Genomic DNA, 17,150 nt, shown 5'->3' with positions numbered 1-17,150 from the left:
AAAAGAAGCCACTGGCTTCTTTTTTTATATCTGACATTTATATTAATGGTGTTTCTATCATCAATGCGAGAATAAAATACCAGAACCGTAATTTAAGCTTGTTAATAGCAATGTTTTATCATTAATTACGTCAACACGTTTACTTTGTTGAGCATCCATTCTGAATACGCGCATAATGAGTTTTTTCTGTGGGCCAGAGAAATCTTTATTATCACTTGCAGTAACGTCTTTAAACTCAATCGGATCTATTAATAAATAATCACCACTGTAGTCCCAGTTGCCGGTTTCCATTACGTTAATCGTTAATGGATCGACATTCTCAGAAAGCGCACTAAAAATCGTTAAGGTTGATGATTTTGAGTACGTTTTATTAGGGAGATAAACGACATTTGATTTAATATCGGCACGCTTTAACGGACCCATATCACCATAATCAGTATCAATACGAACCGTACTCATACTTTGCCATTCTTTCGATGTTAATAGTTGTTCTACTTTACTGTCACTTTCCCAATAAAACCATCCACTGCCTATCATTGAAATAAGAAGAAGAGCGACAGGGAAAAAGCGCTTTGTAAATGGAAGTTGTTCGCTATTTAGCCACATACGTTATCTACCTCTTTTTGATCAATCAATAATCGGACACTAATGCTTTGATCGCTGTGTTCTTCATGATGAATATAATTCAATGTGATTTGATTTGGTTGACCACTCGTCGCAATAACTTCTATTGGTTTTAGCGTATCAACATGGTTTGAATTATAAAAGACAGTACATTGCTCAATCAGAGGTTGCCATTTATCGATATTAGGGTGGTTAACAGGGACGAAAATAGGTACTTCGTCATAATTTGCCACTTGTACAAATGCATCAGATTTTGGTGTGTGATTCACATAGGCAATAATAGGTAAAATAAATGCGATGATCAGTGTTAACGTACCAAGTAAAGACAAGTGAGCTTGAGGCTTGTGCGAATGTTTAGTAGTTACTGTTGATGTTTTAATGTCGTTATTATTATCGCTGCTACTTGCGACTGTTTCTTGCGATGTCTTTTCTTGATGTTCAGCTTCTGGAGCATCAATATCATTAACTACTACCGTATCTACTTCAACGCTAGATAATGATTCTTCACCCATTTGTGGAACGGCTGTTGAAATAAACTGATAGCCACGTTTAGGCACCGTTTTTACATAGACGGGTAGCTTTGTTGGGTCTTGTAGCATTTTTCGTAGTGTCGAAATAGCTTGTGTTAAACTAGAATCATCGACTTCAAATCCTTGATCTCGCCATACATATTCATGTAGTTCATGACGACTAACAACCTTCCCTGGTTCTTGAATAAGCAGGCTTAAAACGCGGCTCTCATTACCACCGATGCGGATAATTTCGTCATCATTTAATGTATCAATGAGGCTATTATCGTTTGGATCGAATAGAAACCGGTTGCCAATAATAATTTTGTTATTTTCTATATTCATTGGTTGTTAACTCAGTAATGGTGATTCTTATGAATGATATCTAAGTATCATTTTTAGAATGTCTATTTAATGTCAAAACTTATCATTGCGCATTTTATAGTATAAAAAAAGCAAAAAAACAGTGTTTTTTACATTCCTTTACCTTGAATTACGGTTTATAAGTCCATATTACACTTGTAAGTTAAATACATATTGTCCTATTTCGGAGTTTTATAGATGAGCGATCAAACGATTAATAACAAAGAAACACGCGGCTTTCAGTCAGAAGTTAAGCAACTACTTCATCTAATGATTCACTCTTTGTATTCAAATAAAGAGATTTTTTTACGTGAATTAATCTCAAATGCATCAGACGCATCGGATAAATTACGCTTCAAAGCACTATCAAATGGTGATTTATATGAAGGTAATGCAGAGCTTGGTGTAAAACTGTCTTTTAATGAAGCAGCCAACACATTAACTATTTCAGATAACGGCATTGGCATGAGTCGTGAAGATGTTATTGAGCATCTTGGAACAATTGCAAAATCAGGTACAGCTGATTTCTTTTCAAAATTATCAGACGATCAAAGTAAAGACTCTCAATTGATTGGTCAATTTGGTGTTGGTTTTTATTCTGCATTTATTGTAGCAGATGCAGTAACAGTACGCACGCGTGAAGCTGGTGTGTCAAAAGATCAAGCGGTTCAATGGCATTCAGAAGGTGAAGGCGACTACACTATTGAGGACATCACAAAAGAAACTCGTGGTACTGATATCATTCTTCATATGCGTGATGAAGGTAAAGAGTTTTTAAGTGAGTGGCGTCTAAAAGAAGTGATTGGTAAGTACTCTGATCACATCGGTATTCCTGTTTCTATCTGGACCGTTGAAAAAGACGAAGAAGGAAAAGATAAAGAGGGTAAGTGGGAGCAAGTAAACAAGGCGCAAGCACTTTGGACTCGCAGTAAATCAGAAATTGAAGATGCTGAGTACCAAGAGTTTTATAAGCACGTATCTCATGATTTTGCAGATCCACTTACTTGGAGCCACAACAAAGTAGAAGGTAAGAACGATTACACCAGTCTTCTATATATCCCTGCAAAAGCCCCATTTGATATGATGAATCGTGATCATAAAAGTGGTTTAAAACTGTATGTTCAACGCGTATTCATTATGGATGACGCAGAACAGTTTATGCCTAGCTACTTACGTTTTGTTAAGGGTTTGATTGACTCAAATGACCTACCACTAAACGTTTCTCGTGAAATTCTTCAAGATAATAAAGTGACTCAGTCATTACGTAGTGCATGTACTAAACGTGTACTAGGTATGCTTGAGAAAACGGCGAAGAAAGACGATGAAAAATACCTAACTTTCTGGAAAGAGTTTGGCCAAGTACTAAAAGAAGGCTTGGCTGAAGATTTTGCTAATAAAGATAAAATCGCTGGCCTTCTGCGTTTTGCTACGACAGAAAAAGACAGTGCAGAACAAGCAATAAGCCTAGCGGGTTATGTTGAGCGTATGAAAGAAGAGCAAGATAAGATCTTCTATCTAACGGCTGATAGTTATGCAGCAGCGAAAAACAGCCCACACCTAGAGCAATTTAAAGCTAAAGGCATTGAAGTTGTTCTAATGTACGATCGTATTGATGAGTGGCTGATGAGCTACTTAACTGAATTCGATGGTAAACAATTCCAATCAATTACCAAAGCAGGATTAGACTTAAGTAAGTTTGAGGATGATGCTGAAAAAGAGAAACAAAAAGAGACAGTAGAAGAGTTTAAATCTGTTGTTGAGCGCACTAAATCTTATTTAGGCGATCGAGTTAAAGAAGTTCGTACTACGTTTAAATTAGCAACAACACCTGCTGTTGTCGTTACTGATGACTTTGAAATGGGTACACAAATGGCGAAACTTTTAGAAGCTGCTGGCCAAGCGGCTCCTGAAGTGAAATACATTTTTGAAATTAACCCTGAGCATGCACTTATTAAGCAAATGGCTGATGAAGCAGATGAAGAAGCATTTGGTCGTTGGGTTGAAATGTTACTTGGTCAAGCAATGTTAGCAGAACGTGGCTCTTTAGATGATCCATCACAATTCTTAAGTGCGATGAATCAGTTATTATCAAAGTAATAGAGCAATCGCTGTAAAAATAAAATGAATGAGATCTTGAGTGGCAATAATGCACTAAGGTCTCATTGTTTTTTATTGAGAGCCGTTACATTCTAGAATCGTTAGAGTTCGCTATTTTCATCTCAAACTTGATAGCGTTCTCAGTTCCGTGTATCTTTCACGGCTTATTTTTAGAAATAAAACTTATACCTAAGTTTATAGATAGTAATTCATTCTATTTGTAAGGTTTGGTATAAATTCCAAGATTAAATTTTAAGGGGAAAACAATGCGTATCATCCTTTTAGGTGCACCTGGTGCGGGTAAAGGTACTCAAGCTCAGTTCATCATGGATAAATATGGTATTCCACAAATCTCTACAGGTGACATGTTACGTGCTGCGATTAAAGCGGGTACTGAGCTAGGCAAACAAGCTAAGTCTGTAATTGATGCTGGTCAACTTGTATCTGATGAGATCATTCTTGGTCTTGTTAAAGAGCGTATTGCTCAAGAAGATTGCGCTAAAGGTTTCCTACTAGATGGTTTCCCTCGTACGATCCCTCAAGCAGATGGCTTAAAAGAGAATGGTGTATCTATCGATTACGTTCTTGAATTTGATGTTGCTGACGAAGTAATCGTTGAGCGTATGTCTGGTCGTCGTGCTCACTTGCCTTCTGGTCGTACTTACCACGTTACATTTAACCCTTCTAAAGTTGAAGGTCAAGATGACGTAACTGGCGAGCCTCTTGTTATTCGTGAAGATGATAAACCAGAGACTGTTCTTGCTCGTCTTGGTATCTACCATGAGCAAACAGCACCACTTATTGCTTACTACAATAAAGAAGCTGAAGCAGGTAAAACTCAGTACCTTAAATTCGATGGTACTAAGTTAGTTGCAGAAGTTAGTGCTGAGATCGAAAAAGCACTTTCGTAATCTTACCTAACGAACAATTTATTGTTATATTGAAGGCGGCCTTATTGGTCGCCTTTTTTTTATAAAAATAATGGATAATGATTGTGAATAATAAGAAAGCAGGAGTGCTGTTAGTTAACCTTGGGACACCAACAGCGCCAACGGCATCGGCAGTAAAAACGTTCTTGTCTGAATTTTTACATGATAAGCGTGTTGTTGATATGACTCGTTTTCTTTGGTGTCCGTTGCTTCATGGTGTCATTCTTCCGATCAGAGCCCCTAAAGTAGCTAAGTTATATGAAAGTGTGTGGATGGATGAAGGCTCGCCTTTAATGGTTTATTCACAACGTCAAATGAGAGCGTTGCAAGAACATCTTTCTATACCTGTTGCTTTAGGTATGACTTATGGTCAACCGACAATTAAATCAGGGATTGAACAATTAGAAGAGCAAGGGTGCGAAGAAATCGTAATTTTACCTTTGTACCCCCAGTATTCTCGAACAACAACAGCGGCAGTATTTGATCAAATTGCTAAGCAATATAAAACCACCCCGGTGTTGCCTAATTTCTCGCTGGTTCATAACTATCATGATCACCCACTTTACATAAAAGCCTTGGCTGATTCGATTAAACGATCATGGGAAGAAAATGGCAAAGGGGACTACGTTTTATGTTCATATCATGGGATCCCACAACGCTTTGTTGATAATGGCGATGTGTATGCAAAGCACTGTGAACGCACAACTGAATTACTAGCAAAAGAGCTGAATCTGACGTCAGAACATATTGGTATGAGCTACCAATCTCGCTTTGGACGAGAAGCTTGGCTGCAGCCATATACGTCAGAAACATTAACTGAATTGGCACCAAAAGGGGTTACCTCTTTAGATATCATTAGCCCTGCTTTTTCTTCTGATTGTTTAGAGACATTAGAAGAGTTAGCGGAAGAGTGTAAAGAGATATTTATGGAAGCAGGCGGTCAAAAATACACCTTTATTCCTTGCTTGAATGATGACCAATTACATATTGAAATGATGGCCGATATCGCCAATAAGAAATTTTCTCAATAATTAGGTCTGTTTTTTAGAAAAAAAGCATTTATAAGGGTTGAAAAGTACAACTCATTGCCCAATTTCTTATTAAAGATTATCTACGTGAGTAGTGAGCCTCGACATAGATGGGTCAGATCGCTACAATATCGCGTCTTATTTTGCCACTTGGCTAAATGCCGTGTTTTATTTAATAAAATGCGCGATCTACTTATTATTCAAATAAGCAGATAAAAGAAGATACCCAATTTGGTATCACGAATCATAGGGGTTACGGTTTCTATTTTACTAGGCCTGTAACACAAGGATGCGGCACGTATTTTTTGTCGCAAACTCAGAGAACCTGAGTCGATTTTGAGGTTTATATAAACATGCAAGTTACTGTTGAAACTAAAGAAGGCCTAGAGCGCGTTCTAACTATTACTGTTCCTGCTGCAAACATTGAAGATGCTGTAAATGCAGAACTTCGTAACATCGCTAAAAATCGTCGCTTCGATGGCTTCCGTAAAGGTAAAGTGCCAATGAAGATGGTTGCTAAAATGTACGGCAGCGCTGTTCGTCACGACAAAATGGGTGAAGTTATGCAACGTCACTTCATTGAAGCGATCGTTAAAGACAAAATCAACCCAGCAGGCGCACCAACATTTGCACCAGTAGAATTTGCTGAAGGCCAAGATTTAGTATTCACTGCAACATTTGAAATCTACCCAGAAGTTACACTTCAAGGCCTAGACAAAGTTGTTGTTGAAAAACCACAAGTTGAAGTTAAAGACGAAGACGTAGCAGAAATGCTAGAAACGCTACGTAAGCAACAAGCAACTTGGGCTGACGCTGACGTTGCTGCTGAAGATGGTACTCGCGCTACAATCAACTTTGTTGGTTCTATCGATGGTGAACTATTTGAAGGCGGAAAAGCAGATAACTTCCCTCTAGAAATGGGTCAAGGTCGTATGATCCCTGGCTTCGAAGACGGTATCAAAGGTAAGAAAGCTGGCGACGAACTAACTATCGATGTTAACTTCCCAGAAGATTACCACGCTGAAAGCCTAAAAGGTAAAGCGGCGCAATTCGCTATTACAGTAGTTAAAGTTGAAGCTCGTGAACTTCCAGAAATGAACGATGAGTTCGTAACTAAGTTCGGCGCTGAAGGCGGTGTTGAAGGTCTTAAAGCTGAAGTTCGTAAGAACATGGAGCGTGAATTAGCTCAAGCTGTTAAAAACAAGATCAAAGAACAAGCAATCAACGGTCTAGTTGAGCAAAACAACATTGATGTTCCTTCTGCTCTTATCGATCAAGAAGTTGAAGTTCTACGTCAACAAGCTGTTCAACGTTTTGGCGGCAACGCTGATACTGCACCAGAACTTCCACGTGAATTGTTCGAAGAACAAGCTAAACGTCGCGTAGTTGTGGGTCTTCTTCTTGGTGAAGTAATCAAGTCTGAAGAACTAAAAGCTGACGATGAGAAAGTAAAAGCACTTATCAACGAAATGGCTTCTGCTTACGAAGATCCAACTGAAGTTGTTGCTTACTACGAAGGTAACGAGCAAATGATGAACAACATGCGTAATGTTGCTCTAGAAGAACAAGCAGTTGAAGCAATTCTTGCTAAAGCACAAGTTTCTGATAAAGAAGTGCGCTTTAACGAACTAATGAATCAACAACCTGCTTAATTTCTTAATTAATTAAGTAGTTAGTTGACTTAGTTTCACAAGATCTGCTAATAATGGTTCGAATGAAGTGTCATTCGGACCATTTATTTTATAAGGGATACGGTTATGAGCTATCAAGAAAACAATGCAATGCCTTCTATTATGGATGCACTTGTTCCTATGGTTGTTGAACAAACTTCACGTGGTGAGCGTTCGTATGATATTTATTCCCGTCTGTTAAAAGAGCGCGTTATCTTTTTAACAGGTCAAGTTGAAGACCACATGGCCAACTTAGTTGTGGCACAGTTGCTTTTCCTTGAGTCTGAAAACCCTGATAAGGATATCTTCCTATACATTAACTCTCCAGGTGGTTCTGTTACTGCAGGTATGTCTATTTATGACACAATGCAGTTCATTAAACCAAATGTGAGCACAGTATGTATGGGTCAAGCATGTTCAATGGGTGCTTTCTTACTTGCAGGTGGTGCGCCAGGTAAACGTTATGTATTGCCTAACTCACGCGTAATGATCCACCAACCACTAGGTGGTTTCCAAGGCCAAGCATCTGATATTCAAATTCATGCTCAAGAAATCTTAACAATTAAGAAGAAATTGAATACGCTACTTGCTGAACATACTGGTCAGCCGTTAGAAGTGATCGAAAAAGATACCGATCGTGATAATTTCATGGCGGCTGATGATGCTGTGAAATATGGTCTTGTAGATGCTGTGTTAAATAAGCGTGACTAATTAATAAAAAAGCAGTAACGTTTACAGCAAAGAAGGTAAGTTAGTATAAACTTACAGCATAAAGACAACGTTTAAGAGGTTAGCAAATGACAGACAAGCGTAAAGACGAAAATAGTGGAAAGTTACTATATTGCTCTTTTTGCGGAAAAAGCCAGCATGAAGTTCGTAAACTAATTGCAGGTCCTTCTGTTTATGTTTGTGATGAGTGCGTTGATTTATGTAACGACATTATTCGCGAAGAGCTAAAAGATAATACTCTGTCTCCAAAAGAGACTAGTGAAGCATTGCCAACACCGCAAAACATTCGTGAGCATCTAGATGATTATGTTATCGGTCAAGAGCATGCGAAAAAAGTACTAGCGGTAGCGGTATATAATCACTACAAGCGTTTACGTAATGGCGATACTACAAAAGATGGCGTTGAATTAGGTAAGAGTAATATTCTTCTTATCGGTCCAACAGGTAGTGGTAAAACATTACTTGCTGAAACGCTAGCTCGCTTTTTGGATGTTCCGTTTACTATGGCGGATGCAACCACGTTAACAGAAGCTGGTTATGTAGGTGAAGATGTAGAAAACATCATTCAGAAGCTACTACAAAAATGCGACTACGACCCTGCGAAAGCGGAGCGTGGCATTGTATATATCGATGAAATAGATAAAATTTCTCGTAAGTCTGAAAACCCATCAATTACTCGTGATGTATCTGGTGAAGGTGTTCAGCAAGCGCTATTGAAATTGATTGAAGGTACAATTGCATCAGTACCACCTCAAGGTGGTCGTAAACACCCACAACAAGAGTTTTTACAAGTTGATACTTCTAAAATCTTATTTATCTGTGGTGGTGCGTTTGCAGGTTTAGATAAAGTAATTGAACAGCGTGTTGCAACAGGAACTGGAATTGGCTTTGCTGCTGATGTTCGTTCTCAAGATGATAAAGCAACCGTTGGTGATTTACTGAAGCAAATTGAACCAGAAGATTTAGTTAAATTTGGTCTGATCCCAGAGTTTATTGGTCGTCTTCCAGTAACAACCACATTAACTGAATTAGACGAAGAAGCATTAATTCAAATTCTAAGTAAGCCAAAAAATGCATTAACTAAGCAATATGCTGCATTATTTGATTTAGAAGGCGCAGAACTTGAATTCCGTGAAGATGCTTTGAGAGCGATTGCTAAAAAAGCAATGAACCGTAAAACGGGTGCTCGTGGACTTCGCTCAATTTTAGAAGCAATATTACTAGATACTATGTATGAACTACCGTCAAAAGAAGGTGTTTCTAAAGTAGTTATCGATGAATCTGTAATCAATGGTGAATCAGAACCGCTGTTGATGTTTGAAAATACAGAGACAAAAGCAATATCTGCAGAATAGCGTATTTAGCTAATAAACAGACAAAAAGGAGGCATTGGCCTCCTTTTTTATTTTTAATTGAAAATAATGTTGATTCTTAGCGACTTGCCCCCATATTATTTCTAAAGATACTGACGGAAAGAGAGAAGAATATGAACCTGGAGCGTTCCGAGCGCATTGAGATACCAGTTCTACCACTACGTGATGTGGTGGTGTATCCGCATATGGTTATTCCACTATTTGTGGGCCGTGAGAAATCCATTCGTTGCTTAGAAGCGGCAATGGAACAGAACAAACAAGTCCTCCTTGTAGCACAAAAAGAAGCTGCAAAAGAAGAACCACAACTAGATGACTTGCACGGCGTTGGTACAATCGCAACTATTTTACAGTTATTAAAATTACCAGATGGCACTGTTAAAGTTCTAGTTGAAGGCCAGCAGCGTGCCAAAATCCACCAGTTTTTAGAAGCTGACTTCTTTACGGCGGATGCAGAGTTTTTACTAACACCTATTATTGATGATGCTGAACAAGAAGTGGTTATGCGCTCTGCAATTAACCAGTTTGAAGGTTTTATTAAGCTTAATAAAAAAATCCCACCAGAAGTACTTACGTCACTGAATGGGATTGAAGATGCCGCACGTCTTGCCGACACCATTGCCGCTCACATGCCTCTTAAATTAGTTGATAAACAAGAAGTTCTTGAATTGACTGATGTCATTGCACGTTTAGAGTTTCTAATGGGCATGATGGAATCGGAAATCGATTTATTACAAATCGAAAAACGTATCCGTGGCCGTGTTAAAAAGCAAATGGAAAAGAGCCAGCGTGAATACTATTTGAATGAGCAGATGAAGGCTATTCAAAAAGAGCTTGGCGACTTAGACGATGCACCTGATGAATTTGAAGCACTGCAGAAAAAAATTGCAGACGCTAAAATGCCAAAAGAAGCCCAAGACAAAGCAGAGCAAGAGCTACAGAAGCTGAAGATGATGTCACCGATGTCAGCAGAAGCAACAGTAGTACGTAGCTACATTGATTGCATGGTTGCTGTGCCTTGGTTTAAACGCTCTAAGGTGAAGAAAGACTTAGCTAAAGCTGAAGAGATATTAAACTCAGACCATTATGGCTTAGAACGCGTTAAAGAACGTATTCTTGAGTATTTAGCGGTTCAGAGTCGAGTCACTAAACTTAAAGGTCCAATTCTATGTTTGGTTGGTCCTCCTGGTGTAGGTAAAACGTCACTTGGTCAATCTATTGCTAAAGCGACGGGTCGTAAGTACACGCGTATGGCATTAGGTGGTGTTCGTGACGAGGCGGAGATCCGTGGTCACAGACGTACTTATATTGGTTCTTTACCGGGTAAACTAATTCAAAAACTATCAAAAGTTGAAGTGAAAAACCCACTTTTCCTATTAGATGAAATTGATAAGATGTCATCTGATATGCGTGGCGATCCAGCATCAGCGCTTCTTGAAGTTTTAGACCCTGAGCAAAACAATAAATTTAGCGATCATTACTTAGAGGTTGATTACGATCTTTCTGATGTTATGTTCGTTGCAACGTCAAACTCAATGAATATTCCTGGCCCATTATTGGACCGTATGGAAGTCATTCGTCTGTCGGGTTATACCGAAGATGAAAAGCTAAACATTGCCAAAAGCCATTTGTTGGATAAACAAATTAAACGTAATGGCTTAAAAGCACATGAGATTGAAATTGATGATTCAGCCATTATGGGTATCATTCGTTATTACACTCGTGAAGCTGGTGTGCGTAGTTTAGAGCGTGAAATTTCTAAACTTTGCCGTAAAGCGGTAAAACAAATCTTATTGGATAAAACCATTAAGAAAGTCACAATAAATCAAGAGAATTTAAAAGATTTCTTAGGTGTTCAACGTTGTGATTATGGCAAAGCGGATGATGAAGATCGTATCGGTCAAGTTGTTGGTTTAGCTTGGACTGAAGTGGGCGGTGATCTACTGACAATTGAAGCTGAATCTATGATTGGCAAAGGCAAGTTAACTTACACAGGTTCACTTGGCGATGTAATGAAAGAATCGATTCAAGCTGCGATGACCGTAGTTCGTACTCGTGCTGATAAATTAGGTATTAACCCTGATTTTTATGAAAAGCGTGATATTCATGTTCACGTACCAGAAGGTGCAACACCTAAAGATGGCCCAAGTGCCGGTATTGGTATGTGTACAGCACTTGTTTCAAGCCTAACGGGTAATCCAGTACGTTCTGATGTTGCAATGACGGGGGAGATCACTCTTCGCGGTGAAGTGCTTCCTATCGGTGGCTTGAAAGAAAAATTACTTGCAGCACATCGTGGTGGTATTAAAACTGTCATCATTCCAAAAGATAATGAACGTGATTTAGAAGAGATCCCAGCGAATGTCATTGCTGATTTAGCCGTGCATCCAGTGAAGTGGATTGATGAAGTATTAACCTTAGCGCTTAAGAATAATCCACAAGGCTTTAGTACAGAAGCTTCCAAATAGTGATGTATAGCAAAAAACACTGATATAACAGGGCTGGCAAGTCGAAATGACTTGTCAGTTTATATTGATATCGCTAAGTTAAACTTTATTGTGTGATGATAATTTCACTCATCAAATATTAAAATATGGACTCGTTCATTAATCATTGAATGAATAATTTAAAGGGGAATACCGTGAATAAATCTCAATTAGTTGATCAAATTGCTGACAATGCAGACATTTCTAAAGCAGCAGCTGCACGTGCTCTTGATGCATTAGTAGAAACAGTAACTGAGACACTAAAAGGTGGCGATCAAGTAACGCTTGTTGGTTTTGGTTCATTTGTTGTTCGTGAGCGAGCTGCTCGTACTGGTCGTAATCCAAAAACGGGCGAAGCGATTGAGATTTCTGCTGCTAAAGTTCCTGCATTCAAAGCAGGCAAAGCACTTAAAGATGCGTGTAACTAATCGAAATACCGATAAAACTCTACACATGCTAGCGCAAGGCTAGTAAACTAGAGATAGAGTCATAGGCGCATCCATGATGCGCTTTTTTATTGTTAAATGTTTCTTTTGTTGAACTATTTTAAATTATCACTATCAATAGACATGAACGTTATTCTTAAGAATAGAGTTATTCCATTCAGTGATTAGGAGTTAAGACATATTATGATGGATCGAATTCGCGAAGGTTCAACTGGCCTCGTAGTTAAGATCATTCTCGGTCTAATTATTTTCTCATTTGTATTTGCAGGTGTAGGTAGTTATTTAGTCGGTGGAAGCCAACCATTAGCAGCTAAAGTCGGTGAGAGAGAAATTACTCGAAATGACTTTGAGCAAGTTTACCAAAATGAACGTAATCGCATGCAGTCGCAGTTGGGAGAATATTTTTCAACGCTACTAGGTGATCCTGCTTATGTTGAGCAATTCCGTAAATCAGTATTAGACCGTATGGTTAATGATGCATTACTGGATAATCAAGCTCAAAACTTAGGTCTTCGAGTAAGTGATGAGCAAATTCGTCAAGCGATCATTTCGATGCCGCAATTCCAGAAAGATGGCAAATTTGATGAAGAAATCTATAATATTTCACTTCGTCGTGCCGGTTTTAGTTCTGATAGCTTTGCAGAATACCTGCGTCAAGATTTAGTTCGAAATCAATTAATTCTAGCTCTAGAGTCAACTGAATTTACGTTAGATAACGAAGTACAAGCGCAAGGAGCATTAGAAGCTCAACAGCGTGAAATTCGTACAGTTACACTGGATACTGCTGAGTTTGCTAAAAAAGCAACAGTAACAGATGAAGAAATTCAAACCTACTATGATGAAAACAAACAACAGTTTGTACGTCCTGAACAAGTTAAAGTTTCTTACATTGAATTATCTGGTAATGCGTTAAAAGAACAAGCTCCAATTACCGATGAAGAAATTCAAACTTATTACAACCAGAATAAAGATAAATATTCAACGCAAGAAAAGCGTGAAGTAAGTCATATCTTAATTAATGGTGATGAAGCAGACGCTAACGCTGTACTTGCTCGTTTAGATGCAGGTGAAGATTTTGCAACAGTAGCAAAAGAAGAGTCACAAGATATCCCAACAGCTAAAGAAGGTGGTTCTTTAGGTTGGATTGAACGCGGCGTGATTGATCCTGAATTTGAAGATGCAGCTTTCCAATTAGTTAATATTGGTGATCATTCTGGTGTTGTTAAATCAGCGTTTGGTTACCACATCATTCAACTTGATGGTATTGAAGCACCGAAAACTAAAGCGCTTGCTGAAGTGAGTGCTGAAATCAAAACGTTCCTTGTTGATGAGCATGCAGCTGATGCGTTCTACAGTCTTCAAAGTGAATTAGCAGAAAAAGCATTTGAGTCTCCTGATTCATTAGATGATGCAGCAGAAGCCGTTAACGCTAAAATCGTTACTTCTGATTTCTTCTCTCAAGCTGATGCACCAGAAGTACTTTCTAATTCGTCTGTATTACAGGCTATCTATAGCCCTGAAGTGAAGGAAGATGGCTTGAACTCTGATGTTATTGAAATTGCACCAGAGCATATTGTTGTCGTTCGAGTTGAAGATGTACGCGAAGAAATGGTTCTACCTTTGGATGAAGTTAAGGCAGCGGTTGTTGCTCGTTTATCTCAATCAAAAGGTGAACAAAAAGCGCTAGAGCTTGCTCAGGGTGTTATTTCAGCTCTAGATAAAGGTGAAGTAAATTACCTTTCGGATAATGGTTTAAGCTTCACTAAAGCAAGAATGATTACCCGAGCGGATGAGTTGGCAAATGATGTATACCGTTTGCAGAAACCAGAACAAGGCCAATCTACTTACGCACAAGTAATGGATCGCCAAGGCAATCATGTTATTGTCGCTCTTGATGGTGTTTTAGAGTTGAGTAATGATGCAATGGCTGAGCAAGTCTCAACCCGTTTACTTAGAACTCAAACTCAACAAGATCTAACTGCAACGTTAGATACGCTTAAGGCAAGTTCTGATATCAGTTATCCATTATTAGAACAATAATCAATTTATTTGTAATTGATAAATATGACAGACGGGCCCCTTAATGGGGCCCGTCGTGTTTTTAGAGAAGCAGTTAATGTAGCAATAGGATTTATTGTTCAGTTTATTTATTCTTTTTTGATGATAGATAGAAGTCATATTTCTGAAGTATCTGTCATTACTATTTAAATAAATTAACAAGGAATTGTAATGAACCGTATAGTTAGCTTAATAAATTCTTTTCTTCTTGCTGTCATTTTATTATCGAGCAATGCCGCTCTGGCTAAAGATGAAAGTACCACTAAGCATGAAGGTATAGATATTGTTATTAATATCAATGAGGCGGGGGCAGAAGAGCTTAAAACACTGCTCATTGGTGTTGGTGACTCAAAGGCAAAAGCTATTATTGATTATCGAAAAATGAATGGGAAGTTTGTTGCTGTTGATGACTTATCAAACGTCAAAGGAATTGGAGATAAGTTAATGGAAAAGAATCGCAGTAGAATTGTGCTGTAATACCAATCACGGTAAGTAAGTGAACAGAAATAGCGAAGAAAAAAGGCTACCTTCTTAATTTTAGGTAGCCTTTAATTTTTAAGTTACACGTTGTCTTTATGTATTAATGTGCTTTTTCTGCACCATGCATCCAACGAATAAGTGTTCCTGAAATGATCAATAGTAGAACACCAGAGATAGCAGAGGTAATTGCGATACCCGCAAAGATATCTAATGCGCCAAGACTTTCAACATGAGAGCCGACTAAGCCAGCAATGTAATTAGAGATTGCATTGAAGCCAAACCATGTACCCATCATCAGTGAAGCTAAACGCAGTGGAGCTAATTTAGTCACCAATGAAAGCCCAATTGGAGATAAGCATAATTCCCCTAGTGTATGGAAGAAATAAGCACCTACCAACCAATACATAGATGTCTTAATAGTTAAATCGCCACCTTGCTCCATGACTGCACCGACCATACAAAGAAAACCAATGGCTAGGAAAAACAGCGCTAAAGCAAATTTCACTGGAGAGCTCGGCTCTTTTGGCCCTAGTTTTACCCATAACATCGCAATAAATGGAGCAAGAGTAATAATAAAGAAAGGATTTAAAGATTGGAACCATGCCGCAGGTATTTCAAATGAACCTAGCATACGATCAGTATATTGCTGAGAGTAGATGTTCATTAATCCACCAGCTTGTTCAAACCCAGCCCAGAATACAATAACAAACAATCCCATCACCATAATTACTTTAAGGCGATCGATCTCAATTTTACTTAGTATATGATGTGATGTACCTGCTGCCTCAGCATTTTCTTTTGCAATGTGAGCTGCAGGGCGGATACCTATGTCGCCAAGAAAACGTTGAGCAAATAGAGTCTGAATAATTAAGCTGATTACCATACCAATACCAGCTGCGGCGAATCCTGCTTTCCAGCCCCAGATCCCAGTAACAGAGCCTGATACCACACCAGCAAGCAATGAGCCTAGGTTAATACCCATATAGAAGATAGTGAAGGCACCGTCACGTCGATTATCTCCATCTTGGTATAAATCACCAACCATGGTGGATACATTTGGTTTAAATAAACCATTACCCGCAATTAGAAAACCAAGACCAGTATAAAATAGAGTTTCGATAGAAAGCGGAAGCATGTCATGAGGTAAGGCTAAGGTAAACTGACCAATAACCATTAGAAAGCCACCGATAAGTAATGATTTACGTTGACCTAAGTAATTATCAGCTAACCAACCACCAATGAGAGGAGTAATGTACATTAAAGCGGTATAAGTGCCGTATAAGCTTAAAGCGTCTTTAACGGTCCAGCCTAAGCCACCATTAATGGTTCTGTCTGTTAAATATAAAACAAGAATGGCTCTCATTGCATAATAAGAGAAGCGCTCCCATAATTCAGTACCAAAAAGTAAGAACAGTCCTTTTGGGTGTCCCATAATTAATTTGTTGTTATCCTGCATAGTGCTCTCTTCTATAATGAAATTTTATTCTTTTTATAATTAGTATAAATTTATACCCCTCGAATGTATCAACTGCAATGTTGTACAAAAAAATGTGACTTGGTTAACATATTAACTTGTTGAAATATTTAGAAACAAATATTTTTTGTTACATTTCAGCTCTCTAAATTATTGTGCTTTATCGATTTAATGTGCTGCTTTTTATTTTCTTTTCGATACTTTAATCTTATTTTAGGTTGATTATTAGTTGTAAGTGTTTATTTGATGCCTTTTTGTAAGTTTAACAATTTAAACAACGATTTAAGCATAAATGTACTCATCAATTGATTTTTTTGTAAGCGATGGCGTGCTATGCTCTTTAGTAGGCTAGCTAGGTATAAAAATAATGAAAGAATGGTATTTACTCTACTGCAAACGTGGTGAGCAGCAGAGAGCAAAACAACATTTAGAAAACCAACAAGTAGAATGCTTTTATCCTGAAATAGAAGTGGAGAAGATAACAAGAGGAAAGACAACAACGAAAAAAGAACCGTTGTTTCCTTGTTATATGTTTGTTCGATTTGATTTTAATGAAGGGCCTTCTTTCACGACGGTTCGTTCTACTCGTGGGGTGAGTGATTTTATTCGCTTTGGCGGGAAGCCAAAAGTATTGCAGGGCGATCTTATCTATTCATTAAAACAGTTAGATAAGCATGAAGATTCGGAAGTCGTTGAATTTTCACCTGAAGCAGGACAAAAGGTCGGGATCAAAGAAGGACCTTTTGTTGGGGTCGATGCTATATATAAAGAGTCAGATGGCGAAAAACGCTCAATTCTACTGATTACCTTAATTAATAAGAAAGTAGAAATTAAGGTTGATAATAGTAATTTAGACTATTAGTTATAAAAAAAGCGCCGTAGGGCGC

The 17,150-nt window shown here is 38.3% G+C and carries 14 protein-coding genes; 11 read left to right on the top strand and 3 right to left on the bottom strand.

The window, feature by feature from the left end; all coding sequences use genetic code 11:
• Positions 1–60: 60 nt before the first annotated feature.
• Together ED622_RS15910 and ED622_RS15905 are read right to left on the bottom strand one after the other, a co-directional pair.
• A complete protein-coding gene (locus tag ED622_RS15910; protein WP_122035703.1) occupies positions 61–606 on the bottom strand; it encodes a regulatory protein ToxS in 546 nt (181 codons plus the stop codon).
• Positions 597–1,478: a transcriptional regulator gene (locus tag ED622_RS15905; protein WP_122035701.1), complete on the bottom strand. Its 882-nt coding sequence runs from the start codon at positions 1,476–1,478 to the stop codon at positions 597–599. Before ED622_RS15905 ends, ED622_RS15910 begins: the two co-directional genes overlap by 10 nt.
• Before the next feature lie 216 nt (positions 1,479–1,694).
• On the opposite strand from ED622_RS15905, the gene htpG reads away from it, so the two are divergent.
• From htpG to ED622_RS15855, 10 genes are all read left to right on the top strand, one after another.
• Complete coding sequence (gene htpG / locus ED622_RS15900) at positions 1,695–3,593, top strand: molecular chaperone HtpG (protein WP_122035699.1); 1,899 nt, start codon at positions 1,695–1,697, stop codon at positions 3,591–3,593.
• 266 nt (positions 3,594–3,859) lie between these two features.
• Entirely contained in the window at positions 3,860–4,504 is a 645-nt protein-coding gene (gene adk / locus ED622_RS15895) for an adenylate kinase (RefSeq protein ID WP_122035697.1), read from the top strand.
• 83 nt (positions 4,505–4,587) lie between these two features.
• A complete protein-coding gene (gene hemH / locus ED622_RS15890) occupies positions 4,588–5,553 on the top strand; it encodes a ferrochelatase (protein ID WP_122036152.1) in 966 nt (321 codons plus the stop codon).
• Positions 5,554–5,903: 350 nt separating this feature from the next.
• Entirely contained in the window at positions 5,904–7,202 is a 1,299-nt protein-coding gene (gene tig / locus ED622_RS15885; protein ID WP_122035695.1) for a trigger factor, read from the top strand.
• Between the two features lie 105 nt (positions 7,203–7,307).
• Positions 7,308–7,931, top strand: a complete 624-nt coding sequence (clpP, locus tag ED622_RS15880) for an ATP-dependent Clp endopeptidase proteolytic subunit ClpP (protein ID WP_012549607.1) — start codon at positions 7,308–7,310, stop codon at positions 7,929–7,931.
• 86 nt (positions 7,932–8,017) lie between these two features.
• Positions 8,018–9,304: an ATP-dependent protease ATP-binding subunit ClpX gene (gene clpX / locus ED622_RS15875; RefSeq protein WP_122035693.1), complete on the top strand. Its 1,287-nt coding sequence runs from the start codon at positions 8,018–8,020 to the stop codon at positions 9,302–9,304.
• A 131-nt stretch (positions 9,305–9,435) separates the two neighbouring features.
• Positions 9,436–11,787: an endopeptidase La gene (gene lon / locus ED622_RS15870; RefSeq protein ID WP_122035691.1), complete on the top strand. Its 2,352-nt coding sequence runs from the start codon at positions 9,436–9,438 to the stop codon at positions 11,785–11,787.
• 173 nt (positions 11,788–11,960) lie between these two features.
• Positions 11,961–12,233, top strand: a complete 273-nt coding sequence (locus tag ED622_RS15865; protein ID WP_162922536.1) for an HU family DNA-binding protein — start codon at positions 11,961–11,963, stop codon at positions 12,231–12,233.
• 201 nt (positions 12,234–12,434) lie between these two features.
• Entirely contained in the window at positions 12,435–14,291 is a 1,857-nt protein-coding gene (gene ppiD / locus ED622_RS15860) for a peptidylprolyl isomerase (protein WP_122035687.1), read from the top strand.
• A 189-nt stretch (positions 14,292–14,480) separates the two neighbouring features.
• Positions 14,481–14,786 carry a helix-hairpin-helix domain-containing protein gene (locus tag ED622_RS15855; RefSeq protein WP_122035685.1) on the top strand — a complete coding sequence of 102 codons (306 nt, stop codon included), beginning with the start codon at positions 14,481–14,483 and terminating at the stop codon, positions 14,784–14,786.
• Positions 14,787–14,889: 103 nt separating this feature from the next.
• On the opposite strand, the gene ED622_RS15850 is transcribed toward ED622_RS15855, so the two are convergent.
• Positions 14,890–16,245 carry a peptide MFS transporter gene (locus ED622_RS15850; RefSeq protein ID WP_122035683.1) on the bottom strand — a complete coding sequence of 452 codons (1,356 nt, stop codon included), beginning with the start codon at positions 16,243–16,245 and terminating at the stop codon, positions 14,890–14,892.
• Positions 16,246–16,630: 385 nt separating this feature from the next.
• Between ED622_RS15850 and rfaH the strand changes: the two genes are divergently transcribed.
• Positions 16,631–17,125 carry a transcription/translation regulatory transformer protein RfaH gene (rfaH, locus tag ED622_RS15845; RefSeq protein ID WP_122035681.1) on the top strand — a complete coding sequence of 165 codons (495 nt, stop codon included), beginning with the start codon at positions 16,631–16,633 and terminating at the stop codon, positions 17,123–17,125.
• The last annotated feature ends 25 nt before the right edge of the window (positions 17,126–17,150 follow it).

This window comes from Aliivibrio sp. EL58, assembly GCF_900312675.1.
In the GTDB taxonomy this organism is placed as follows: Bacteria; Pseudomonadota; Gammaproteobacteria; order Enterobacterales; family Vibrionaceae; genus Aliivibrio.
This window is presented reverse-complemented; position numbering and strand designations above follow the sequence as displayed.

Coding starts and splice junctions, on each gene's coding strand:
- adk (WP_122035697.1), top strand. CDS start 3,860: ATGCGTATCATCCTTTTAGGTGCACCTGGTGCGGGTAAAGGTACTCAA.
- ED622_RS15910 (WP_122035703.1), bottom strand. CDS start 606: ATGTGGCTAAATAGCGAACAACTTCCATTTACAAAGCGCTTTTTCCCT.
- ED622_RS15855 (WP_122035685.1), top strand. CDS start 14,481: ATGAACCGTATAGTTAGCTTAATAAATTCTTTTCTTCTTGCTGTCATT.
- lon (WP_122035691.1), top strand. CDS start 9,436: ATGAACCTGGAGCGTTCCGAGCGCATTGAGATACCAGTTCTACCACTA.
- ppiD (WP_122035687.1), top strand. CDS start 12,435: ATGATGGATCGAATTCGCGAAGGTTCAACTGGCCTCGTAGTTAAGATC.
- htpG (WP_122035699.1), top strand. CDS start 1,695: ATGAGCGATCAAACGATTAATAACAAAGAAACACGCGGCTTTCAGTCA.
- clpP (WP_012549607.1), top strand. CDS start 7,308: ATGAGCTATCAAGAAAACAATGCAATGCCTTCTATTATGGATGCACTT.
- clpX (WP_122035693.1), top strand. CDS start 8,018: ATGACAGACAAGCGTAAAGACGAAAATAGTGGAAAGTTACTATATTGC.
- ED622_RS15905 (WP_122035701.1), bottom strand. CDS start 1,478: ATGAATATAGAAAATAACAAAATTATTATTGGCAACCGGTTTCTATTC.
- ED622_RS15850 (WP_122035683.1), bottom strand. CDS start 16,245: ATGCAGGATAACAACAAATTAATTATGGGACACCCAAAAGGACTGTTC.
- rfaH (WP_122035681.1), top strand. CDS start 16,631: ATGAAAGAATGGTATTTACTCTACTGCAAACGTGGTGAGCAGCAGAGA.
- tig (WP_122035695.1), top strand. CDS start 5,904: ATGCAAGTTACTGTTGAAACTAAAGAAGGCCTAGAGCGCGTTCTAACT.